General features: G+C 68.1%; 22 protein-coding genes. 15 read left to right on the forward strand and 7 right to left on the reverse strand.

The annotated features are described in order from the left end of the window. The first annotated feature begins 15 nt into the window (after positions 1-15). Together G3I17_RS05615 and G3I17_RS05620 are read left to right on the forward strand one after the other, a co-directional pair. Positions 16-414, forward strand: a complete 399-nt coding sequence (locus G3I17_RS05615) for a hypothetical protein (protein ID WP_203589780.1) — start codon at positions 16-18, stop codon at positions 412-414. Positions 415-421: 7 nt separating this feature from the next. Then, positions 422-979 (forward strand): YqgE/AlgH family protein, encoded by a 558-nt coding sequence (locus G3I17_RS05620; protein WP_164594750.1) that lies wholly within the window; start codon positions 422-424, stop codon positions 977-979. 48 nt (positions 980-1,027) lie between these two features. Here the strand turns inward: G3I17_RS05620 and G3I17_RS05625 are convergent, their stop codons facing one another. Next, complete coding sequence (locus G3I17_RS05625) at positions 1,028-1,249, reverse strand: DUF3039 domain-containing protein (protein ID WP_239062274.1); 222 nt, start codon at positions 1,247-1,249, stop codon at positions 1,028-1,030. Positions 1,250-1,440: 191 nt separating this feature from the next. On the opposite strand from G3I17_RS05625, the gene G3I17_RS05630 reads away from it, so the two are divergent. After that, positions 1,441-2,010 carry a Uma2 family endonuclease gene (locus G3I17_RS05630; protein WP_164594754.1) on the forward strand — a complete coding sequence of 190 codons (570 nt, stop codon included), beginning with the start codon at positions 1,441-1,443 and terminating at the stop codon, positions 2,008-2,010. 72 nt (positions 2,011-2,082) lie between these two features. Further along, positions 2,083-3,864, forward strand: a complete 1,782-nt coding sequence (locus G3I17_RS05635; protein WP_343238215.1) for a DEAD/DEAH box helicase — start codon at positions 2,083-2,085, stop codon at positions 3,862-3,864. A 144-nt stretch (positions 3,865-4,008) separates the two neighbouring features. On the opposite strand, the gene G3I17_RS05640 is transcribed toward G3I17_RS05635, so the two are convergent. After that, entirely contained in the window at positions 4,009-4,884 is an 876-nt protein-coding gene (locus G3I17_RS05640; protein WP_164594758.1) for a helix-turn-helix transcriptional regulator, read from the reverse strand. A gap of 113 nt (positions 4,885-4,997) precedes the next feature. On the opposite strand from G3I17_RS05640, the gene G3I17_RS05645 reads away from it, so the two are divergent. Together G3I17_RS05645 and G3I17_RS05650 are read left to right on the forward strand one after the other, a co-directional pair. Then, a complete protein-coding gene (locus G3I17_RS05645) occupies positions 4,998-5,720 on the forward strand; it encodes an SDR family oxidoreductase (RefSeq protein WP_164594760.1) in 723 nt (240 codons plus the stop codon). Between the two features lie 49 nt (positions 5,721-5,769). Further along, the gene (locus G3I17_RS05650; RefSeq protein ID WP_164594762.1) at positions 5,770-7,005 is read left to right on the forward strand and encodes an MFS transporter; all 1,236 of its coding nucleotides are present in this window, start codon (positions 5,770-5,772) and stop codon (positions 7,003-7,005) included. Between the two features lie 73 nt (positions 7,006-7,078). Here G3I17_RS05650 and G3I17_RS05655 read toward each other — a convergent pair whose 3' ends face one another. Next, positions 7,079-7,813, reverse strand: coding sequence for a hypothetical protein (locus G3I17_RS05655; protein WP_203589782.1), 735 nt, complete (start codon positions 7,811-7,813; stop codon positions 7,079-7,081). Between the two features lie 54 nt (positions 7,814-7,867). Between G3I17_RS05655 and G3I17_RS05660 the strand changes: the two genes are divergently transcribed. After that, positions 7,868-8,512 (forward strand): helix-turn-helix domain-containing protein, encoded by a 645-nt coding sequence (locus G3I17_RS05660; protein WP_012919439.1) that lies wholly within the window; start codon positions 7,868-7,870, stop codon positions 8,510-8,512. Positions 8,513-8,543: 31 nt separating this feature from the next. Here G3I17_RS05660 and G3I17_RS05665 read toward each other — a convergent pair whose 3' ends face one another. Further along, the gene (locus G3I17_RS05665; protein ID WP_164594766.1) at positions 8,544-9,014 is read right to left on the reverse strand and encodes an Lrp/AsnC family transcriptional regulator; all 471 of its coding nucleotides are present in this window, start codon (positions 9,012-9,014) and stop codon (positions 8,544-8,546) included. 152 nt (positions 9,015-9,166) lie between these two features. On the opposite strand from G3I17_RS05665, the gene hppD reads away from it, so the two are divergent. The 7 genes from hppD (at position 9,167) to G3I17_RS05700 (ending at position 15,689) form a co-directional block, all read left to right on the forward strand. Further along, positions 9,167-10,369, forward strand: coding sequence for a 4-hydroxyphenylpyruvate dioxygenase (hppD, locus tag G3I17_RS05670; protein WP_164594768.1), 1,203 nt, complete (start codon positions 9,167-9,169; stop codon positions 10,367-10,369). A gap of 192 nt (positions 10,370-10,561) precedes the next feature. After that, positions 10,562-11,032: a DUF2690 domain-containing protein gene (locus G3I17_RS05675; protein ID WP_164594770.1), complete on the forward strand. Its 471-nt coding sequence runs from the start codon at positions 10,562-10,564 to the stop codon at positions 11,030-11,032. A 40-nt stretch (positions 11,033-11,072) separates the two neighbouring features. Next, positions 11,073-12,446 carry an FAD-linked oxidase C-terminal domain-containing protein gene (locus G3I17_RS05680; RefSeq protein ID WP_164594772.1) on the forward strand — a complete coding sequence of 458 codons (1,374 nt, stop codon included), beginning with the start codon at positions 11,073-11,075 and terminating at the stop codon, positions 12,444-12,446. Positions 12,447-12,596: 150 nt separating this feature from the next. After that, positions 12,597-13,226, forward strand: coding sequence for a hypothetical protein (locus tag G3I17_RS05685; RefSeq protein WP_164594774.1), 630 nt, complete (start codon positions 12,597-12,599; stop codon positions 13,224-13,226). 39 nt (positions 13,227-13,265) lie between these two features. Then, positions 13,266-13,931, forward strand: a complete 666-nt coding sequence (cseB, locus tag G3I17_RS05690; RefSeq protein ID WP_203589858.1) for a two-component system response regulator CseB — start codon at positions 13,266-13,268, stop codon at positions 13,929-13,931. A 70-nt stretch (positions 13,932-14,001) separates the two neighbouring features. Then, a complete protein-coding gene (locus G3I17_RS05695) occupies positions 14,002-15,177 on the forward strand; it encodes a HAMP domain-containing sensor histidine kinase (protein ID WP_203589783.1) in 1,176 nt (391 codons plus the stop codon). A gap of 83 nt (positions 15,178-15,260) precedes the next feature. Beyond that, positions 15,261-15,689 carry a hypothetical protein gene (locus G3I17_RS05700; protein WP_164594780.1) on the forward strand — a complete coding sequence of 143 codons (429 nt, stop codon included), beginning with the start codon at positions 15,261-15,263 and terminating at the stop codon, positions 15,687-15,689. Positions 15,690-15,755: 66 nt separating this feature from the next. Here the strand turns inward: G3I17_RS05700 and G3I17_RS05705 are convergent, their stop codons facing one another. From G3I17_RS05705 to G3I17_RS05715, 3 genes are all read right to left on the reverse strand, one after another. After that, positions 15,756-19,541, reverse strand: a complete 3,786-nt coding sequence (locus G3I17_RS05705) for an endo-alpha-N-acetylgalactosaminidase family protein (RefSeq protein WP_203589784.1) — start codon at positions 19,539-19,541, stop codon at positions 15,756-15,758. A gap of 144 nt (positions 19,542-19,685) precedes the next feature. Further along, positions 19,686-20,885, reverse strand: coding sequence for a fumarylacetoacetase (fahA, locus tag G3I17_RS05710; protein WP_164594782.1), 1,200 nt, complete (start codon positions 20,883-20,885; stop codon positions 19,686-19,688). Next, complete coding sequence (locus G3I17_RS05715) at positions 20,882-21,733, reverse strand: hypothetical protein (protein ID WP_164594784.1); 852 nt, start codon at positions 21,731-21,733, stop codon at positions 20,882-20,884. Before G3I17_RS05715 ends, fahA begins: the two co-directional genes overlap by 4 nt. Before the next feature lie 90 nt (positions 21,734-21,823). Here G3I17_RS05715 and G3I17_RS05720 point away from each other — a divergent pair, with 90 nt between their 5' ends. Beyond that, on the forward strand, positions 21,824-23,014 hold the full coding sequence (locus G3I17_RS05720) for a homogentisate 1,2-dioxygenase domain-containing protein (protein ID WP_164594785.1): 1,191 nt from the start codon (positions 21,824-21,826) through the stop codon (positions 23,012-23,014). Positions 23,015-23,281: the final 267 nt, after the last annotated feature.

Consider the following 23,281-nt stretch of genomic DNA (forward strand, 5'->3'; position numbering starts at 1 on the left):
TTGATTGACACCATCTTGACCTCAACCGAAGTCCGTACTTCCCGCAGTACGTGGGTGTGGCGGGCCGCCTTCGTGGTGGCCTGCCTGATCCACCTGTACGGGGTGTACTCGCCGCATCAGGCCGGCTCCGACGTGGACTTCCCGTACTCGGACAAGCTCGCGCATCTGTTCCTGTTCGGATCCGTGGCCTATTTCGGCCTGCGCAGCGGCGTACCGGCTCACTGGTTGCTGCCGGTGATCGCGGCGAACGCGGTGATCAGCGAGGTGGTCCAGTACTTCTGGCTGCCGTTCCGCAGTGGCGATCCGTTCGACACCGTGGCCGACCTGTGCGGGCTGGCGCTGGGCGCCTGGCTCGGGTTCCGCGCGATCCGTGCCCAGCTTCGTGTGCCCAAAAAGGTGCCGGGCACGCCATGATGGGTGCATGACGGCCACGACCCTGACCGGCTCGCTGCTGGTGGCGACCCCGTTGCTCGACGAGCCGCCGTTTCGGCGGTCGGTGATCCTGCTGCTGGATCACGACGAGGATGGGGCGCTGGGCGTGGTGGTGAACCGCGCCGCCGACCTAGAGGTCGATCGGGTGCTGGCCGACTGGTCGGAGACGGTGAGCGAGCCCGGCGTGCTCTTCATGGGCGGCCCGGTGGGCACCGACAGCGCCCTCGCGGTCGCCGAGGTGATCGAGTCGGCCGACCCGCCCGGGTGGCGGGAGTGCTTCGGCCGGATCGGGCTGATCGATCTCGACGTACCGCCCGCGCTGCTCGAAGGCGCCATCCAGCGGATGCGGATCTTCGCCGGCTACGCGGGCTGGTCGAGCGGCCAGCTCGAAGGCGAGATCAGCGAAGGCGCCTGGTACGTCGTACCGTCCGAACCCGACGACGTCTTCAGCCTGCAGCCGGAGGGCCTGTGGCGACGCGTCCTGCGCCGCCAGCACGACCAGCTGGCCTACCTGGCCACCTACCCCGACGACCCGACCCAGAACTAGAGCTGGAGCGCCCCGCGTTCCTGGAGCGCTCCGAGCTCTCGGGGCGGGTTACTCCTTGTCGCCTTCGCCGTCCCCGTCACCGGGGTGGAGGGTCTCCCAGATCTCTTTGCACTCCGGACAGACCGGGAACTTCTGCGGGTCGCGACTCGGCACCCAGACCTTGCCGCACAGCGCGACGACCGGGGTGCCCATCACCATCGCCTCGGTCAGCTTGTCCTTCGGCACGTAGTGCGAGAACCGCTCGTGATCGCCCTCGTCCAGCGACGGCATGGTCCGCTCGTCGATGACCGTCTCTGCGCCGGGGCTCAGCTGAGTACTCATAGCCACGAGTGTAGGTCGCCCGACCGTCCAACTCCCAGAACTTCTCCACAGCCGGCCGCCGCAGATTGCCCTGTGGACAACTGGGGAAGCCCAGGGCAGATGACGGCACTTTGTAGGTATGGACCACAAAAGGAGGCACCATGGCAGTCATGGAACCCGAGCCGCAGTACCCGCCGCCTTGGCGACGGAGCGGGCCGCTGACCCGGGACGATCTCGACCGGATGCCCGATGACGGACACCGCTACGAGCTCATCGACGGGGCGCTGATCATGACACCGGCGCCCTCGATCCGACATCAGGATGTGGTGCTGAATCTTGCCCTCGAGCTCAAGGCCGCATGTCCCCCCGACTTGAAGGTCATGATCGCGCCCACCGATGTCGCCATCAGCCAGGACACGATCATGCAGCCCGATGTGCTGGTCGCGCGGCGTGAGGACTTCACCGAGCGGGATCTGCCGCAGGCGCCGTTGCTCGCCGTCGAGGTGCTCTCACCGAGCACTCGCCGGATCGATGTGATGCTGAAGTTCTCCCGGTTCGAGGCGGCCGGGTGCCAGTCCTACTGGGTGATCGATCCCGACACGCCGGAGCTGATCGCGTGGGAGATGCGGGACGGGGCATATGCGCAGGTGGCGAAGGTCGTCGGGGACCAGGTCGTGGAGCTGTCGTTGCCGTTCGTCGTCTCGGTGGCGCCCGCCGATCTGACCTTGTAGGGGATCTCGGGTAACGTTCCTGTACGGCCGACAGTCGACTATCGGGGGAGTATGCCGTCCGTGGATTCGCACGTGCCTGCAGCACCAGCCGTGCTACCTCCGGCCTACCCGGACCGCGCCGCGTGGGGAACTGCGAGCAAGCTGCGGGCCTGGCAGGCGGAAGCACTCCAGCTCTACTTCGACAAGCAACAGAAGGACTTCCTGGCGGTCGCGACGCCGGGTGCCGGTAAGACCACTTTCGCGCTGACCGTCGCCGCCGAGCTGCTGCATCGCCGGGTGATCGACCGGATCACCGTGGTGACGCCGACCGAGCATCTGAAGGTCCAGTGGGCCGACGCCGCCGACAAGGCCGGGATCGCGATCGACCCGACGTTCTCCGGTGGCAAGGGCAGGACGAACAAGGACTTCCAGGGCGTCGCTGTCACGTACGCCGGGGTCGCGGTGAATCCGCTCGCCTTCCGGGTCCGGACCGAGAAGTTCCGCACCCTGGTGATCCTCGACGAGGTGCACCACGGTGGTGACGCGCTCAGCTGGGGCGAGGGCGTGCGGGAGGCCTTCGATCCCGCGACCCGCCGCCTCGCGCTGACCGGTACGCCGTTCCGCAGCGACGACAACCCGATCCCGTTCGTCACCTACGAGTACGGCCATGACGGGGCCGCGCGCAGCCAGGCCGACTACACCTACGGCTATGGGCACGCGCTCCGCGACCACGTCGTACGGCCGGTCATCTTCATGTCGTACTCCGGTGAGATGCGCTGGCGCACCAAGGCCGGTGACGAGATCGCCGCCCGCCTCGGCGAGCCGCTGACCAAGGACCTGACCGCCCAGGCGTTGCGGACCGCGCTCGACCCGGCCGGCGAGTGGATGCCCGCAGTACTGGCTGCCGCCGACAAGCGGCTGACCGAGGTACGCCGGCACATGCCCGACGCGGGCGGGCTGGTCATCTCGGGTGACCAGAACACGGCCCGGGCCTATGCGAAGGTCCTGCGTGAGCTGACCGGCGAGGCGCCGACCGTCGTACTGTCCGACGAGAAGGCGTCGAGCAAGAAGATCCAGAAGTTCTCCGACGGCGAGCAGCGCTGGATGGTCGCCGTCCGGATGGTGAGCGAGGGCGTCGACGTACCGCGGCTGGCGGTCGGGGTCTACGCGACGCCGACCTCGACGCCGCTGTTCTTCGCCCAGGCCGTCGGCCGGTTCGTCCGGGCCCGCAAGCGGGGTGAGACGGCGTCGGTGTTCGTGCCGTCGGTGACCCGGCTGCTGAGCTTCGCGGCCGAGATGGAGGTCGAGCGCGACCACGTGCTCGGCCGGAAGAACTCGAACGAGGACGGCGACATCTTCGGCCTCGAGGACGACCTGCTGCGGAAGGCCAACGAGGCTGAAGGCGCGAGCGATGACCTGGAGGGCAAGTTCGAGGCGCTCGGGTCGGACGCGAGTTTCGACCGGGTCGTCTTCGACGGCGGCGACTACGGCACGGGTGGTGATATCGGGTCCGACGAGGAGCTCGACTTCCTCGGCCTGCCCGGTTTGCTGGAGCCCGACCAGGTCCGCGAGCTCCTCCGCACCCGGCAGGCGAAGTCGCTCGCCCGGCAGAAGAAGTCCCAGCGCGGCGACTCCTCGGACCGCGAAGACCCGACCCCGGTCGAGCTGGCCACCCACGAGCAGGTGGCCCTCCTCCGCCGCGAGCTCAACGGCCTGGTCGCCGCCTGGCACCACCGCACCGGCCAGCCGCACGGCGTCATCCACAACGATCTCCGCCGCAAACTGGGCGGCCCCGCGGCAGCCCACGCCTCCTCAACGGAACTCCGGGACCGGATAGAACTGATCCGCGACTGGGCCACCCAACGCCGAGCCTGAGCCACCCACCTCGCGCACCACACACCGAGCCTGAGCCACCCACCTCGCACGGACGACCTCGGCCGATGTGCCGGCTGCCGACGACTTATCGGGCGACCTTGAACACCAAACGGTGGGCTTGAACAAGGTGTGCCCTGGGCGGTTTCAAGCCCGCCGTTTCCTGTCCGAGCCCACCACTGGTGGGCTCGTGAGGGACTGGGTGCCGACGACCTCCAGTAGGCGGATCGCCTGGTCGGAGGGGGAGCCGGGGTCTGCGGTGTAGAGCACCACGCGCTGGTCGCGGTCAGGGATGACGAGCACCTCGCAGATCACGTCTATCTGCCCGACCGTCGGGTGGAGAATCGTCTGGCACATGCTCTGCTGCGTCGCGACCTCATGTAGCGCCCAGATCCGCGCGAACTCCTCGCTGCCCTCGACCAGCTCCCGCACCAGCGCAGCGATCGACGGGTCCTCCGGATAGCGTCCGGTCGCAGCCCGCAGATCCGCCGCCGACTCCCGCGCGAACTCCACTGTCTGCGACTCCCCGAACCGCTCCCGCTGCCGCGACCCGGACAGGAACCGCAGGCGCAACAAGTTCCGCTGCCGCGGTGGCAGGGCGGAGAAGTCGGCGATCAGCGCCGCCGCCAACGGATTCCACGCCAGTACGTCATATTTCGCGTCGAGAACTAAGCCGGGAACATCGAGCCGCGCCAGCATCCGCAGTACTCCGGTGCGCACGTCCGCGGGCGGACCCGGCGGAGGCGCGGGCTGCTCGCCAGCGAGCCGGAACAGATGAGCCCGCTCGTCGTCGGACAGCCGCAACGCCCGGGCCAGCCCGGTCAGTACCGGCCGCGACGGTCGCGGGCCACGCCCCTGCTCCAGGCGGGTGTAGTAGTCCGTCGACATCGTGGCGAGCGAAGCGACCTCCTCGCGCCGTAGGCCCGGAGTGCGGCGCCGGAGCCCGGCGGGCAGGCCCACATCGTCGGGATGCAATCGCTCCCGCCGGATGCGGAGGAACTCCGCCAGCTGTGCCCTGTCCATGACCCCAGCATCTCAAGTCCGCCGCATGCCAACCAGGGACCGCCGGTCCCAGGTTCGGCCCGCTCTGCCTGCGACGGTGAAACAAGGCAAAGCTCGAAGGCATGAACCAAGCCATGAACCAAGTCGCACTCATCACCGGAGCCAACAAGGGAATCGGCAAGGAGATCGCCCGCCAGCTGGGCGAGGCCGGCTACACCGTGCTGATCGGCTCCCGGGATCACGCCCGCGGTGAGCTGGCGGCCAAGGGACTCGTTGCTGACGGCATCAAAGCCGAGACGATCCAGCTGGAGGTGACCGACCCCGTGTCCGTACGCCAAGCCGCCGCCCGGATCGCGGCCGAGCACGGGCGGCTCGACGTACTGGTGAACAACGCCGCGATCATCCCCGACGGCGACGCGGGCGTGACGGAGGTTGCCGCCGACGTACTGCGGGCTGGCTTCGAGACCAACGTGATCGGCCTGATCGAAGTCACCACCGCGCTGCTCCCGGTACTGCGAAAGGCGCCCGCCGCGCGGATCGTCAACCTGTCCACCTCGCTCGCGTCCTTCACGCTCGTCGGCGACCCCGAATCGCGGATGTCGACCGTCCGTACGCTCGGCTACAACTCGTCCAAGGTCGCGGTCAACATGGTCACCGTGATGCTCGCCAACGAGCTCCGCGGCTCGGGCATCCTCGTCAACGCCGCCGATCCGGGCAAGTGCGCGACCGAGATGGGCGGCTGGGACACGGCCCGTACGCCGGCCCAGGGTGCGGCCGTCGCCGTCCAGCTGGCAACGCTGGCTGCTGATGGCCCGACCGGTCAGGTCCACGCCGAGAGCGGCCGCCTGCCCTGGTGAGACCCGGGCTGCTGTGTTGAGGAATAAGTCGTGACATAAGTTCAGCTCCGTGGCCCGTCTGCTGACCGATATTCGTCCGCTCAAGGAATCGGCCGATTTCCGCCGGTTATGGATCGGGTCGACGGTCTCGCAGCTCGGTCAGCAGATGACCGCGGTGACGGTCTCGATCCAGGTCTACGCGCTGACCCACTCGACCTTCTCGGTCGGCCTGGTCGGACTGTCCGCGCTGGTACCACTGGTCGTCTTCGGCCTGTACGGCGGCGCGATGGCCGACGTCATCGACCGCCGTACGCTCGCCCTCGCCTCATCCGGTGGCCTCTGGCTGCTCTCGATGGTGCTGGTCGCCCAGTCCGAGCTGCACTGGAACCAGGTCTGGCTCCTGTACACCGTGGTCGCCGTCCAGTCGGCCTGCTTCGCGGTGAACAACCCGGCGCGGTCCGCGATCATCCCGCGACTCATCCGGCCCGAACTGCTGCCGGCTGCCAACACGCTCAGCCAGGCCGCGTTCAACCTCGGCTTCACCGCGGGCCCGCTGCTGGGTGCCGTGGTGATCGCGTGGCAGGGGTTCGGCGCGGCGTACCTGGTCGACGTCATCACCTTCACGGCCGCGCTCTACGCGCTGTTCCGGCTGCCTCCGGTGCCGCCGACCGGCCTGGTACGCCGGGCCGGCTTGCGCTCGGTGTTGGAGGGCTTCACCTTCCTCCGGTCCGCTCCGGCGCTGCTGGCGACCTTTGTCGCCGACATTCTCGCAATGGTGTTCGCCCAGCCGCGGGCGCTGTTCCCGGCCGTCGCGGGTGCGTTCTTCGCGGGCGGCGTGAAGACGGTCGGGTTGCTGCAGGCCGCGCCCGCGATCGGAGCGCTCATCGGCGTGCTGTTCTCCGGCTGGGTGAGCCGGGTCCGGCGGCAAGGAGTGGCGATCGTCGCGGCGATCACCGTCTACGCGGCCGCGGTCGGGCTGTTCGGGTTGTCGCGCACGATCTGGCTCGGCGTCGCGCTGCTGGCGTTGTCGGGTGCGGCGGACATGGTCAGTTCGGCGTACCGGAACACTGTCTTGCAGTCGGCGGCGCCGGACGCGATGCGCGGGCGGCTGCAGGGGGTTTTCATCGTGGTCGTCGCGGGCGGGCCGCGGCTCGGCGACTTCGTGGCCGGTACTACGGCGTCGCTCAGCACCCCGACGATCGCGCTGCTCGGCGGGGCCGGGGTCTGCATCGTCGGCCTGCTGATCCTGCTCGCCTGGAACAAGCCCTTCCGCCGGTACGACTCGCAGGTCCGCGCGTTGCGCTGACGCCCCTGGTACGACCCGCAGGTTCGCGCGTTGCTGACGCCCTGGTCCTGTGCTCAGGACCGCTGCGCTGGGCTCAGCCGCCGGTCGCGAGCTCCTTCAGCACCGTGCCCCAGGACGGCAGGTCGGGGTCGATCTTGGGGATCGGCTTACCGTCGACCGTGACGATCGGCCGGTCGCCGACCGGCTTCTTGAGCTTGATCGTGATGACCTCGATCTGGCCGTCCGGCGGGCACGGCTCGGTGTTGTCGATCACGGCGGTGATCTTGTCGTCGGCCTCCGTCACCTTCAGATCGCTCGAGCAGTTGAAGCCGACGCCGAACACCAGGCTCACCCCGTCCCGCTTCGGCGGGTTCTGGATCCACTTCAGGTACGTCGGCTGCTTGCCCTTGACCACCTGGTAGCCGGGAACAGGCTGCTGCGAATCCTCCAGGACCTCGCCGTTGCCGTCGCTGAGGAACGCGCCGAAGATCTTGTCGACGCACGGATCGGCGTCCTTCTTCCGGTCGTCGGCGGCACCCCACGCCTTGGCCACCTGGTAGCAGCCGTTCGCCTCCCGGTTGAGCGAGACGTTGAAGCCGATCAGCGCCAGCGCGCCGAGCACCAGGGCGCCGGCGAGCATCCGCCGGGAATGGATCTGCTTCGGGCCGAGCGGGGCCGGCTCCTCGGTTTCGTCGCCGCCGGGGAGCTGCTTGAACAGGCCCAGGATGCTGCTCGTCCACTGCGGATTGACCAGCGTCGGTACGGCGTACAGGAGGAGGAGGCCGACGCAGATGGCGATCGCGGGGAGCAGCGCCCAGTAATTTCGCACGGCAGCAAGATACGGGGACATCGGGCCGCGGCCGAAAAAGGTTACGCTTCGCCTGTGCCCGCTGAGACGTCCCAGACGCTCGACCGGGGACTGACGGTCCTCGAGTTGCTGGCGGACGCCCCGGACGGCCTCTCGATCACCGAGTTGGCCGCCTCGCTGGGCGTCTCCCGGACGGTCGTCTACCGCCTGGTCAACACGCTGGAGCTCCACCGCCTCGTCCGCCGCGACAGTGAAGGCCGCGCCCGCCTCGGGCTTGCGGTACTGCACTATTCCCGCCGCGTTCAGCCGACCCTGCGCGACGCCGCTCTCCCCGTACTGCGCTCGCTGGCGGAGGACACGGGCGCGACGGCTCACCTCACCGTGGCCGACGGTGACGAGGCACTCGCGATCGCGGTGATCGAGCCGAGCTGGACCGACTTCCACGTCTCCTACCGGATGGGCTCCCGGCACGCACTCGACCAGGGCGCCGCCGGCAAGGCGATCCTGGCCGGCCGCCGCAAACCAGACCCAGCCGGCCGCCCCTTCGTCATCACGGCCGGCGAACTCCAGGCCGGCGCCCAAGGCGTCTCCTCCCCGGTCCTCGGCGTACCAGGCGTAGAAGCCTCCATCGGCGTAGTGGTCCTAGGCAAACTAGATCGAGACTTCGTAGGCCCCCGAGTAGCCCGAGCCGCAGTAGAAGTAGCCAAACGCCTCGCCTAACCGCCCCCTACGACGTCAGCGCCTACGAGTACTAACGACTGGCAGCGTGGAGTAGCGGGAGGACTCGGTGGGGGACCTGTTCGGCCAGGGCGATCACGGTTGAGGCTCGTTGGATGCCTCGGACGATGACTACCTGGTCGATCACCCGTTGGAGGTCGGCGTTGGAGCGGGCCACTATTCGGCACCAGAGGTCTTCTGCGCCGGTGATCGTGTGGACCTCCAGTACCTCCGGGATGGCGGCCAGTGCGGCGGCGACCGTCTTGTGGCCTGAGCCCTGCTCGATCTGCAGGGTGGCGAAGGCCGTGACCGGGTAGCCGATCTGGGTCGTGTCGACGTCCGGGCCCCAGCCTCGGACCACGCCGTCGCGGGAGAGGCGGTCCAGGCGGGCCTGGACCGTGCCGCGGGCGACGCCCAGGCGGCGGGAGGCCTCCAGGACGCCGACTCGGGGCTCGGCGGCGAACAGGTCGAGGATGCGGGCGTCGAGCGCGTCCACTCCGGGCATGGGGTCCTCCAGGGGTGGTCAGGGTGACCAAATAGTCCAATAGAAGGCTGAGAATACTAGTCAGACTGTTCAGAGAAAAACGGATCTGTTGCGCAACCTGTCCTGACCCGGAGAAGCTCACCCAGAAGCCGACACCAACCGGGAGGACCCCGATGACCAGCACCGACCTCACCCCTGCAGAGCTCGACGCGGATCTCGACCTCGACCAGTTGAAGCAGCTCGTCGGGCTGGTTCCGTACGACGAGAGCACCGACCCGTTCCCCGTCACGGCGATGGATGCCGTGGTGTTCGTGGTCGGCAACGCCACCCAGACCGCGAAGTATTACCAGCTCGCGTTCGGGATGGACCTGGTCGCGTACTCCGGTCCGGAGAACGGCAACAAGGACCACAAGGCGTTCGTACTGAAGGCCGGCTCGGCGCGTTTCGTCATCACCGGCGGCGTGAACCCGGCCAGCTCGCTGAACGAGCACCACCGCAAGCATGGCGACGGTGTCTCGGACATCTCGCTCGAGGTGCCGGACGTCGACAAGTGCATCGCGCACGCCCGCGCCCAGGGTGCCACCGTGCTCGAGGAGCCGCACGACGTGACCGATGAGCACGGCACGGTTCGCCGGGCCGCCATCGCGGCGTACGGGGACACCCGGCACTCGCTGATCGACCGCAGCAAGTACGACGGACCGTACCTGCCGGGCTTCGTCGAGGCGAAGACCCTGGTCGTCCGGCCCGAGGGGCACCCGAAGCGGCTGTTCCAGGCCGTCGACCACGTCGTCGGCAACGTCGAGCTCGGCCTGATGGACGAGTGGGTCACCTTCTACAACAAGGTGATGGGCTTCGTGAACATGGCGGAGTTCATCGGCGACGACATCGCCACCGACTACTCCGCGCTGATGAGCAAGGTGGTGGCCAACGGCAACCACCGGGTCAAGTTCCCGCTGAACGAGCCGGCCATCGCGAAGAAGAAGTCGCAGATCGACGAGTTCCTGGAGTTCTACGACGGCGCCGGCGCCCAGCACATCGCGCTGGCCACCAACGACATCCTGCGCACCGTCGACATCATGCGCGCCAACGGCGTCGAGTTCCTGAACACGCCCGACTCGTACTACGAGGACCCGGAGCTGCGGGAGCGGATCGGCAACGTCCGGGCGCCGATCGAGGAGCTGCAGAAGCGCAAGATCCTGGTCGACCGCGACGAGGACGGCTACCTGCTGCAGATCTTCACCAAGCCGATCGGCGACCGGCCGACGGTGTTCTACGAGTTGATCGAGCGGCACGGCTCGCTCGGCTTCGGCAAGGGCAACTTCAAGGCGCTGTTCGAGGCGATCGAGCGCGAGCAGGAGCGCCGCGGCAACCTCTGAGGCCGCAACGACCTGCCCTTCACCCTCTCGGGGTGAGGGGCAGGTTTCTTATACCCACTGTGACACGCCCGCGACACACCGTACGGACGCGTATGTGCGTCCGATTACCGGATTGACTGTCAGGTCAGGGGAGGTTCGCGTACTGTGCCCAATGAGTGTGCGTCGGGGCGTACGCTCAGGAAGGGTTTTCCGATGAAGACACTGGGCATTGTGCTCAGCACCGCGGGACTGGCCGGGGTAGGCGTGATCGCCTTGGCCACATCAGCTCAGGCGGCACCAGCCGCGAGCTGCCGGGGTGCGACATCCATCTCGTCCGCAAGTATCTTGCGCGACCACCGACCACCCACCTGGGGCAGTGTCCGGCTCGTCCGCGACAGCTGTTCGCAGTACTGGGCCGAGATCACCATGAACCCGCGGCTGAAGAGCAACCAGAAGGCGAACGCCTACCTGGTCCAGTACGGCGGCAACAACGCCGGCCGCTCGCTGTCGTGTGACAGCAGCGGTGGCAACGGCGCCGTGACCGCCGGGCAGCGAACCTGCCGGACGCCGAAGGTGAAGTCCACCGACGGTGGCGTCACGTTCGTCTCGATCGCCCGCGAGTTCCAGAACTACGGCAGCGGCTTCACGGAGATCTCGGAGAACGCCACCTCCCGGACCCGCTGAGCACCTGCCACACAACAGAAAACCGCCTAGGCTCGGTCATATGAACGATCTAGTCGAGCGTCTCCGGCAAGCGCTGCCGCCGGAGGCGCTGGTGACCGATCACGACCGGATCCAGAGCTATCGGTACGACCGGGCGATGTTCTGCCCGGCCGGCGAGCCGATCGCGGTGGTGCTCGCGCGGGAGACGGCCCACGTCCAGGCGGCGGTGAAGATCGCCGCCGACGCGGGCGTCCCCGTCGTGCCCCAAGGTGCCCGCTCGGGGCTGTCGGGCGCGGCGAACGCGCTCGACGGCTGCATCGTGATCTCCCTCGAGAAGATGGACAAGATCCTCGAGATCGAGCCCGTCGACCGGTATGTCGTGACCCAGCCCGGCGTGTTCAACGCCGTCCTGTCGCGCGCGGTCGCCGAGCAGGGCCTGTTCTACCCGCCCGACCCGTCGAGCTGGGAGTTCTGCTCGATCGGCGGCAACCTGTCGACCAACTCGGGCGGGCTGTGCTGCGTCAAGTACGGGGTGACCACCGACTACGTGCTCGCGCTCGAGGTGGTGCTGGCCGACGGCCAGATCCTGCGAACCGGCCGGCGCACCGTCAAGGGCGTCGCGGGCTACGACCTGACCAAGCTGATCGTCGGCAGCGAGGGCACGCTCGGGATCATCACCGAGGCCACGCTCGCGCTGCGCCCGGAGACAGCCCGGCCGCGGACGATGGCGGCGCTGTTCGACTCCGGCGTCGCGGCCGGCGAGGCGATCGTCGAGATCATCCGCAGCGGCGTCTCGCTCTCATTGCTGGAGATCATGGACCGGACCACGATCAAGGCGGTCAACGACTACAAGCGGATGGACCTGCCGACCGAGGCCGCGGCGATGCTGATCGCCCAGTCGGACGCAGGCGGCGAGGCAGGTGCCGCCGACGTGGCGACCGTGGCCAAGCTCTGCCGCCAGTACGGCGCGATCGAGTGCATCGAGGCGGACGACCCGGCCGAGGGCGAGCTCCTGCTGGAGGCTCGGCGGGCCGCACTGGTCGCGCTGGAGCAGCTCGGTACGACGATGATCGACGACGTGTGCGTCCCGCGCTCCCGGCTGGCGGACTTCATCGGCGCGGTCGAGCAGATCGCGGTCGACCTGGACATCACCGTCGGCGTGCTCGGCCATGCGGGTGACGGCAACATGCACCCGACCGTCGTGTTCGACGCGGACGATCCCGACCAGGCGGCGCGCGCCCAGGTGGCCTTCGACAAGATCATGGAGGTCGGTCTGGAGCTCGGCGGCACGATCACCGGCGAGCACGGGATCGGGATGCTCAAGCGCGACTGGCTGGTCCGGGAGATCGGTCCGGTGGCGGTCTCGGTGCACCGCGCGATCAAGGCCGCGCTGGACCCGAAAAACGTCCTGAATCCGGGCAAGGTCGTTTCGTGAGGGTTCTTCTAAGTTCTGTGACTCAACCGCAACGCAACTGCCGAGGCCATTCGACGTTCACGGCCGTCGAATGTGACGTGCCGGCCGCACTATGGAAGGCAGTTGTCTGAAACCGGGGGAGATACCGTGAGGCGAGGCTGGAGGTCACCCATGCGAGCAAGGCAGTTGCTGCCGGCCGCGCTGGCGCTGACCGTCCTCGTCGTGCTGTCCGGCTGCGCGAACGGCAGTGGCCTGCGGGTCGAGGGCGCCGAGCCGGCCGCGACCCCGGCGAGGCCTTCGGTATCGACGAACCGCGGCTTCGGGCCGGCCCAGACGCCCACGCCCACGGCCGCGCCGACGCCCGCGGTCAAGGTCGCGGAGTCGAAGATGACGCTGCCGCAGGTCCGCAGCAGCCTCCAGGCCGACACGGCCCTGGACCCGTTCTTCAAGACCATCGTCGCTAAGTGCACGATCGTCGAGCGCTGCCTCACCCGGGGCGCCTCCGTCGACGTGTTGAAGAGCGGTCAGCCGCAACTGGTGGTGCTGATCCACACGGTCGAGAGCTTCGTCGTCGGGGCCGTTCTGATGGCCGACTCGCCGAAGGGACCGCGGCGGGTTTGGAGTTTGAAGGCCGAGCAGTTGAAGATCATTCCCAGCCGACAGGGCGATCTGGTGGCCGAATCGGAGATATTCAACCCGGAGGACGCGCCTTGCTGTCCGTCCGGACGCCTGGTCGAGGTCTACCGTTGGGCCGGTGGGCAGGTGACCAAGGTGAGCACGAAGGAACAAAAGGGAGACTGAACTTCAGTGGTACCGGAAGAACCGGCAGCGCGCATCCTCATGGTCGAGGACGACGCGGTGATCCGTGAGGCGACCCAACTCACCCTTGAACGCCATGGGTACGACGTCACGACGGCCGAGGACGGCCTCGAGGCAATCGAGAGTTTCGAGAAGATCCATCCGGACGCGGTGATGCTCGACATCATGCTGCCCGGCCTGGACGGCATCTCCGTGTGCCGCCGGATCCGGGAGACCAGCACGGTCCCGATCGTGATGGTGTCCGCCCGCGGTGACGCGCTGGACGTGGTGCTCGGCCTGGAGGCCGGCGCCGACGACTACGTCACCAAGCCGTTCGACACCCAGGTGCTGGTAGCCCGGTTGCGCGCGGTGATGCGGCGTGCGGTGGCCGATCCCGAACGGCCGACCCAGGCGACCGGCGCGAGCGTGGAGTCGTTCGGCGATCTGGAGCTGGATCGCGAGGCGCTCGAGGTGCGGCGGGCCGGTACTACCGTCCAGCTAACCCCGACCGAGCTCAAGCTGCTGATCGAGTTCGCCAACAACCCCGGCGTAGTGCTGAGCAGGTCCACCCTGCTGCAACGCGTCTGGGACTACGAGTGGGGCGGCGACGGCCGATTGGTCGACGTCCACCTGCAACGGCTCCGGACGAAGATCGGCGCGGACCGGATCGAAACCGTGCGCGGATTCGGATACAAGCTGCGGGCCTGATGTGGGCCTTAGAAGCAAACTAGGCCTGATCTTCGTTCTGGTTTCGTCGCTGGCGATTTTGGTGTTGTGCGTGGCGGTCTATACCCAGGCCCAGTCGGCCCGGCTGGACCGTACGCGCAGCTTCGCCGACGAGCGGATCCAGGCGGCGGCGCAGAGCTACGAAAGCAACGAGATCCCGGTGTTCGGGGCGCGGCTGGACGATCCGGATCTGCCGCCGTCGTTGCGGGACGCTGTCATGAACGGTAAGCGAGCGACCTTCAAGACGGCGTCGCCGAACGCCAAGATGTGGGCGGCGGTGGGCGTCAAGGACGGCAAGATCCTGTCGATCGTCCAGGACTACGACGCCAATGACCCGTCGATGAACGCGCTGCGCCAGGCCCTGATCCTCGGTGGCATCGGTACGGTCGCGCTGGTCGCCCTTGGCAGCGTCATCGCGGCGGGCAGCCTGTCCCGGAGGATCGTCGCCGTCGCCGGTACTGCGCGCCGCATCGCGGCGGGGGACCTGGACGCCTCGGCCGCGGGCGCCGCGGGTAAGGGCAAGGACGAGGTCCAGGCGCTGGCCACGGCTCTCGACACGATGGCCAGTTCGTTGCGCGGTCAACTGGAAGCCGAGCGGCGCTTCACCGCGGACGTCGCCCACGACCTCCGGACGCCGGTCACCGGCCTGCTGACCGCCGCTGAGCTGTTGCCCCCAGGACGCCCCAGCGAGCTCGTCAGGGACCGCGCCAAGGTCCTGCGGCGGCTGGTCGAGGATCTGCTCGAGATCGCCCGGTTCGACTCGGGCGTCGAGCAGGCCGATCTCGAGCACGTCGGGATCGGCGCCTTCGTCGGCTCGGCGGTCGGCCGGTTGCGGATGCAGCAGTCGCTGGCGCCGGACAGCGTCGTCGTCCACCGGATCGGCCGGGAGGAGACCATCTCGACCGACTCCCGCCGGATCGAGCGGATCCTGGCGAACCTGATCGTCAACGGCCTGCGGCACGGCAAGCCGCCGATCGAGGTGACCGTGCACGGCCGGACCATCGAGGTGGTCGACCACGGCAACGGCTACCCCGAGGAGTTGATTGCCGAGGGCCCCCGTCGGTTCCGGTCCGGGATGGCCGAGCGCGGCGTCGGCCATGGCCTCGGCCTGACCATCGCGGCCGGCCACGCGAAGGTGCTCGGCGCCGAGCTGACCTTCGGCACGGCACCCGGCGGCGGTGCCTGTGCGCGGCTGGTTCTGCCCGATAGTCCTGAGATGGAGTCGTAACACAACCTTTCGCGAAGTGGCGGCGTCTCCCATGATGTCGGGTTCACCAGAACCCCATACACACGAGGGGAAACCACCACATCATGCGCACTCGCTCTCAGGTCGTTCGCCGTTCCGCCGCCGTCGTCGCGGGCATCGCTCTGGCCGCCGGTGGGGTCGGCATCGCCGGCGCCCTGCAGGCCAACGCGACGCCGGACACCCACGTCGGTACCGTTGCCGCCGGCACCGTCGCGGCCAAGCCGGCGATCACGATCAAGTCGGACAAGGCCACCGCGAAGGCGTGGGCCAAGGTCTCCTTCACCGGCAAGACCACCGGTATCGCGAAGAACTCGGTCGTCCAGGTCCAGCGCCTGCAGGCCGGCAAGTGGGTCAACTTCCCGGCCACCACCAAGGTGACCAGCAAGTCGACCTACTCGGTCTGGGTGCAGAGCGGCCGGGTCGGCGTGAACAAGTTCCGCGTCATCACCGCCAAGGCCACCAGCGCTGCGGTCTCGGTCAACATCACCAAGTGATCCCAGTGCAACAAGGGAAAGCGGCGCCACCCTCGGGGGAGATGGCGCCGCTTTCCTCGCTTCCGGTTACTTGACGCCGTAGACGTTCAGCTCGGCCGCGGAGCCGAAGACGGCGCCGTTCAGCGAACTGGTGCCGACGAACTTCAGGTACCGGCCGGGCTTCGCGGTGAAGTCCACCCGCTGGACCGCGGTGGAGTTGGGGAACTGCCCGGTCTTCACCGGCGCACCCCAGTTCTGCCCGTCCGTGCTGACATAGAGCTCGTAACCCTTGAACATCCCGTTCGTCCCACTCTGCCGGGGCAGGTAACTGAACCCGTTCACCTGGTACGTCGTACCGAGGTCCAGCGTGATGTGGTGCGGGTAGGCGGCAGGCGTCGAAACCTGCGACCAGGCCGAATGCCAAAGTGTGGAAGGGTTTCCGTCCAGTGCTTCGGTGGCGGCGCCGTCGGTGGCGACGTCCTCGCTGCTGACGTCGGCCACCTTGATCCGGGACTGCGGGACGATCCCCGGCGGCAGCAGGGTCGCCTCGGCTGACGTGGTCGCCTGGCCACCCGTTGCCGTGAGCACGTACTTGCCCTCGGGCGTCCCGGCAGGCGGAGTGACCGACCACGAAGTCGTGACACTGGTACCAGCGGGAACCGTCGCGTGCGTGGCTGGAGTGGTCGCCTCGACCGTCCAGCCGGCCGGCGCGGTGAGCGCCAGCGTGATGTTGTCGACGGCAACCACGTCGTTGTTGGTGAAGGTGCTGACGACGGTGTTCTCCTCGCCGGAGACCATGCCGTTCAGACCGGCGCCGGCCAGGCTCAGCGAAGTACAGTCTGCTGCTTCGCTCGATGCGCCCAGGTCGGTGACGGCGAAGTCGTCAAGCACGAAGTCGGCCTGGTCGCCGCCCGAAGAGAGCTTGCGGAGACCGACCCAGTAGTCGCCGCCGCAACCGGCCACGAACTCCTGGCTGAAGGTCGCTTTGGTCCGTTGCGCACCGATCGGAGTCGCCTTCACCTCGACTGACTGCGGCCGGTCCACGCCCTGCACCCAGGTGTACTGACCGGCCAGACCACTCTCGTAGTCGAAGCTGACCTTGTACTTGTGGCCCGGAGTGAACGGCACGGTCGCCGGGGTCGTCCGGTAGACGAGCCCCTCGTTCTCCTCATGCGACTTCAGCGACCAGTCGCCGTCGAGCGCGTCGTCGACGAGCTTCCCGTTCCAGCCGGCCTGCGTGTACGGCGCGTGCTTCTTCGCCAGGACGGTCCGGGGATCCGTGGTGCCACCCGCGTCGCCTTTCGTGAACGGGCCCCACCCCTGGTCGACGTTCTCGAAGTCGTCCACGAGCCCGGCACCCGGACGCTTCGTCTCGACCACGCGTACGTCGTCCAGACGTACCTTGGCCGCTCCGCTCACCGCACCAAGGGTCAAGTCGGCCGTCGTGCCCTTGGCTTCGAAGACAACCCGGGCGCGTTGGTAGTACAGGCCCTGCTTGTCGTCGGAGGCGACCCGGTTCATCGCGGTCGACCGGTTGACGACCACCGAGGTGCCGTTGACGTCGAGCGTGGTCTGACGGGACTTGCCCGGCTCGACCTCGATCCACGCGGAGGCGCTGTAGGTGCGGCCCGGGGTGAGGTCGTGGATCCGCTGGTTGAGCGTGGTCTGCTCCGGGCCGAGTTCGGCGACGTGCTGACCGTTCTCGAGGGTGGCGATCGACGCGTTGCCGGTCGGCTTCCAGGCCCTCAGGTCACCGGCGTTGAACCCGGGGTCCTCCAGGTGGCTGCCCTCGCCCCACTTCGCGTCCGCGAGACGCGGTGCCTGCTCGGGGTACAGGACGTACGGCTGGCCGGCGACGGCGGTCAGCGTCACGGCGCCGTTGCGGACGGGCGCAGTGCCGATCCGGACGCGGCCGGTGTCGGTCAGCTTGTAGACGGTGAAACGGTCCGTGGTGAAGGCCGCCGGGACCTGCCAGGTGGTCGTGCCGCCGGCGGGGTTGTAGTGGTAGAGCTTCTTGTTGCCGTCCCACGGCAGCAGGTACTTGTCGCCGTCGAGCACCTTGGCAGAGCTGACGCTGAGGCTGCGCTTGCCGTTGGCAACAGCGCCGCTGACGCCGCCGGTGAAGCTGATCTGGTTGGTGTTCCAGTCCAGGATCTGCTGCTGCTGCAGGAACTTGGCCGGCAGGTTGCGCTGCCAGATGTTCTGGTAGAAGGCGTTCCAGTCGGTCTCGCCGGTCCAGCCCTCGAACTCGACGATCGACGACTGGCCGAGGATCGGGTCGGCGTTCCAGACGTCCTTCTCGTGGTTGCGAACGAACCGGATGATCTGCGAGTTCAGCCCCTTGTTGGTGGGACCGCCGTAGTCCAGGTCGTTGGCCCAGTGCGACCACAGCGAGGTGCGCTCGTGCCGGTCGGCCCACTCGGTGGCGATCTGCCAGCCCTGGCCGGCGAGCTGCCGGGTCAGGCCGTCGGCCAGCCAGCCGGACTGGTAGTACACGTCGATGTACAGCTCCTGCAGGTTCTTGTCCGTCTCGTCGCGCAACTGCTGGAACCGCTGGACGATGTTGCCGGAGGCAAGGTCAGGGCGCTGCTTGATGTAGTAGCTCTGGTTCAGCCAGTTCCAGCCCTTGCTCGTCTTGTCGACGAGGTCCTCGCTGAAGGCGTTGGCCTCGGGGTAGGACTCGGTCGCGTTCACGTGCACGCCGAACGCGGCGTTGTAGCCCTTGCCCTGCTTCAGCAGCGTGTTGAGATCGGTGAGACCACCGGCGCGCACGTTGTAGTTGCCGCCGTAGTCCGGGTGCGCCGAGTCGTGGCCTTCGGACCCGTACCCCTTGAGTACTGCCAGCTGCCCGAGGCCATCGGTCGCCAGCGAGATCCGCTTGACGTCGTCCAGCGTGCGCAGGAACGGGTGCGTCGCCTGGCTGGCGAAGTTGAACGGGATGTGCGTGATCACCCGGTCCTTGACCTGGTCACCACCCTTCGGCTCGACCATGATCGAGCGGAACGCGATCGCGCCGTCCTGCCAGTCGACGGTCTGGTCGGCGTTGGCGTCCGGTGTCACCACGACCTTTGCCCACGGCAACGGTTCTGTGTACGGCGAGGTGTCGGCGCGGTAGGTCCATTGACCGCTCCAGACGCCGACCCGGCTGGTACCGTCGGCCGCCTTACGGGCCCGGTGCCAGAACCGCGCGCCGTCGTCGACGGACTGCCCGGACGGCTTGTCGTAGGTCGAGTTCGACTCGATACCGGCGGCCAGGCCGCTCGTGTTCACGAACGCGTACGCCGCTCCGGTGGCGGCGGGCTCGGCCGCGGTCGCCGAAGTCACCGGGGTGATCTTGTCGGCGGTCCGGGTCGAGTCCGGGTCGAGCGTGGTGAACGCGGTGGTCGCGCCCGGATCGCTGCTTGCGACGGAAACCAGGTCGTGGTCGGGGATGTCGATCGTTTTGACGCGGGAGGCCTCGGTGTCGCGGACCGCGTCGATGCTGAAGGTGGTCACTCGTCCGCTCAGCGCGAGGCTGGCGTCGAGTTCGACGCCGGGCAGCGCGTCGAAGGCGAGCCGGTACTGCGCCTTGCCGGTGGCGACCGTCGGCGGGCCGGTGAGGTGGGCGGCTCGGGCGACACCGTTGACGGTGACGGTCGAGATGGCGTCGGGCTGACCGCCGAGCGCCTTGCCGGACGCGTTGTCGGCGTACCGGATGACGCGGGGGAAGTCGGCGGCGACGGTCACGGTGAGCTCGGCTGAAGCCAGCGTGAGGTCGGCCGCCGCTGTGCCGGCCGCTGAGGGCCCTGCGGTGGCCGCGGACGGCGGGACGGCGACTAGCAGGCCGGCAGCCAGCGCGGCTGCCGCCAAGGACGGAAGTACGGGTCGGGACACGGTAGGACTCCTGACGGGCGGGTCACTGTGCCACGGATTCTGCGTTCGTAACCGCTAACAAGTCAAGAGAAACGAACACTAATGAACAAAATTGGTGAACGATTAAGTAGCTCAGTCGCTTGAATGATCCAGTGCTTGCACGACTCAGATCGCCGGGAGGATCCGGCCGGTGACCGAGCCGAGGCCGATCGTGGTGCCGCCGGGAGTGGCGGCGGTGGCGGTGATGGTGACCTCGTCGCCGTCGGCGAGGAAGGTGCGTTCCTCGCCCTTCACGGTGATCGGCTCGCGGCCGCCCCAGCTGAGCTCGAGGAACGATCCGCGCTGGTTCTTCTCCGCGCCCGAGACGGTGCCCGAGGCGAACAGATCGCCGGTCCGGACCGAGGCGCCGTTCACGGAGAGGTGGGCGAGCATCTGCGCGGCCGACCAGTACATCTCCCGGTACGGCGGGCTGCTGACCAGCTCGCCGTTCCAGTAGACCTCGAAGGTGATGTCGAGATTGGTCAGGCGATCGTTCGCCAGGTACGGAAGTACGGCGGGCTCTTGTTTGCCCAGGGCAACCTCGGCCGGTTCGAGTGCCTCCAGCGAGACGACCCACGGGGAGATCGAGGTGGCGAAGGACTTGCCGAGGAACGGGCCGAGCGGGACGTACTCCCAGGCCTGGATGTCGCGCGCCGACCAGTCGTTCAGCAGGACCACGCCGTACACGTGATCCTTGAAGTCGTCGACGGCGACCCGGCTGCCGAGCGTCGACGGCACGCCCACGACGTACCCGAGCTCCACCTCGATGTCGAGCCGCAGTGACGGCCCGTACGTCGGGTCGCTGTCGGCAGGCGCCTTGCGCTGACCGCTCGGGCGGATGATGTCGGTGCCACTGGCAACCACCGTGCCGGCCCGGCCGTGATACCCGACCGGGAGGTGTTTCCAGTTCGGCAGCAGTGGCTCGGCGTCGGGGCGGAACAGCTTGCCGACGTTGCTCGCGTGGTGCTCCGAGGCGTAGAAGTCGACGTAGTCGGCGACCTCGAACGGCAGCTGCATGGTCACCTGGGACTGCGGGATCAGGTGTGGCTCGACGGCGTCGCGGTTGTTCTCGTTGCGGACCAGGTCGAGCAGCCACTCCCGGGTCGCGTGCCAGGCCGGCCGGCCGAGTGCGAGGAAGGCGTTCAGCGTCGGCTCGGCGAAGTGTGCGCCGTCGAGCATCTGCGCCGACGCGACCGGGGCCAGGTCGATCACCTGGTCGCCGATCGCCGCGCCCATCCTGGGCTCTTCGTCGCCGACCCGGAAGATGCCCAGCGGCAGGCTCTCGGCGCCGAACTGGGAGTTCGCGGGGATGTCGATCCAGGTCACGGGGTCTCCAGCAGCTTCAGTGCGGTCAGGTCGTGGCGGGGCTCGTCGATGCTGCAGGAACCGAAGCTCGTGAACCATCGCCTGGTCCCGTTCGCCTGCTCCTCGGACAGCTCCGCCGCCGTCGCCGCCAGGGTTTCACCCTCGCGGCTCTCCAGTACTGCGGCCACCTCGTCCTGGCCGGCGCCATCGAGGGAGGCGCGGGTGGCGAGCAGCACGTTGAGGAAACCGTGATGCTCGAAACCGGTGTCCGTGGCGGTGTGGCGAACGGCATTGTGCAGGCCCGCCGTGCACTTGAAGGCGACTTCGCGATCGAGGCAGGCAGTGATGAAGGCTGCGATCTGGCCGGCTGTCGGGAAGAGCGACGCGTCGAGGCCGCCGGTGCGCAGTTTGGCGGCGTACCCGGCGTCGGCGACGACGTCGAGCGCGCGCTCCCAGGCGCCGTTCAGACCGATCTCGACGAAGGCGGTCTCCTCGTCCAGGCAGTCGTCGCAGGCGCGAACCACGCGCAGCGCGTTGCGGGACAGGTCGTCCTCGTCGCGCAGGCGCACCTCGATGGTCTTGACGACGAGGTCGGCCGAGCGGTCGCCGTACCGGATGGCCGGCTCGATCCCGCCGGCGCCGCCGGTGATCACGACGGCGACCTCGAGCGGGGACCCGCCCTTGGCGGCCTCGGCGGCGACCTTCATCAGGTTGTCGTCGGTACAGATCAGGGGACCGACGAGATCGGCGTACGGCGCCTGGCGGTGGGCACGGTGGGCGGCGACCGCCTCCACCAGCGGGAGGTCGCCGGGCGGGAACATCGCCGCGTCGTCGACCAGGTGCCGGAACAGGGCAGGGATGGTTGACATGGCCCCGAGCCTAACGGATGCTTTCGGTAAGCGGACACATGTGTTCGATAATCGGAGCCAGAAGACATTTAGCGCAGGGGAAGTAGAGGCATGGCGTTCTACCGGCAGGCAGGGCAGATTCCGCCGAAGCGGCACACGCAGTTCCGCAAACCGGACGGCGGGCTGTACTACGAGGAGCTGATGGGCGAGGAGGGGTTCTCGTCGGACTCGTCGCTGCTCTACCACGCGGGTGTGCCGTCGGCGATCGTCGACTCACAGATCTGGGAGCTGCCCGACCTGGCCACGACGGCGAACCACCCGCTGACGCCCCGGCACCTGAAGCTGCACGACCTGTTCCTGTCCGGTGAGGGCAACAACGTGGTCGAGCATCGCCGGCTGGTCCTCGGCAACGGCGACGTCCGGATCTCGTACGTCATCGCCGCCGCCGTCTCGCCGTACTACCGCAACGCGATCGGCGACGAGTGCGTCTACATCGAGCGCGGCTCGGCGACCGTCGAGACCGTCTTCGGCGTCCTGGAGGCGGCCGAGGGTGACTACGTGATCATCCCGCGCGCCACCACGCATCGCTGGCTGCCGGGCGCGGACGGCGTACAGGCGTACTGCATCGAGGCGAACAGCCACATCGCCCCGCCGAAGCGCTACCTGAGCCGCTTCGGCCAGTTCCTCGAACACGCCCCGTACTGCGAACGCGACCTGCACGCACCGGGATCGACGTTTGTTGTCGATGGCAACGATATCGAGGTGCTCGTCAAGCATCGCGGGCACGGCGCGAGCGGCATCGTCGGCAGCCGGATGACGTACGCGACGCACCCCTTCGACGTGGTCGGCTGGGATGGTTGCCTCTACCCCTACACCTTCAACGTGAGTGACTTCGAACCGATCACCGGCCGGATCCACCAGCCACCACCGGTCCACCAGGTCTTCGAAGCCAACAACTTCGTCATCTGCAACTTCGTCCCCCGAAAGGTCGACTACCACCCGCTCTCGGTTCCGGTGCCCTACTACCACTCCAACGTCGACTCCGACGAGGTCATGTTCTACTGCGGCGGCGACTACGAAGCCCGCAAGGGCTCCGGTATCGCCCTAGGCTCCATCTCCCTCCACCCCGGCGGCTACGCCCACGGCCCCCAGCCGTCAGCCATCGAAGCCTCCCTCGGCGCCGAATCCTTCGAAGAGCTAGCAGTCATGGTCGACACCTTCCGCCCCCTCGAACTAGGCGAAGGCGGCGCAGCAGTAGACGACGGCGTCTACGCGTGGACGTGGGCCGGCCGCCACCTGTAACAACCCCCACGCCTGCCGCAACGCTCGCGCCTGCGTCGAGCTCGCGAAAGTCGCCACCCACACCAACCTGTCAGCCCACCTTGTGCGCCACCTGAGCACCAGCAACCCCAAAAAACACTCACGCCGTGCACAAAGTCGCCGGTTTCAGAGGTCAGCGGGCGACGGAGGAGCCTGCGCTCGGGTGGGAGTCAGTCGCGGAGGGAGCGGCGTAGGAACGGGCGTGGGGAGTATCAGAGGGTGAGGAGTTGTAGGTGTCGAGGGGCAGGC

It is taken from the genome of Streptomyces sp. SID13031 (assembly GCF_010548305.1).
Classification (GTDB): Bacteria; Actinomycetota; Actinomycetes; order Propionibacteriales; family Kribbellaceae; genus Kribbella.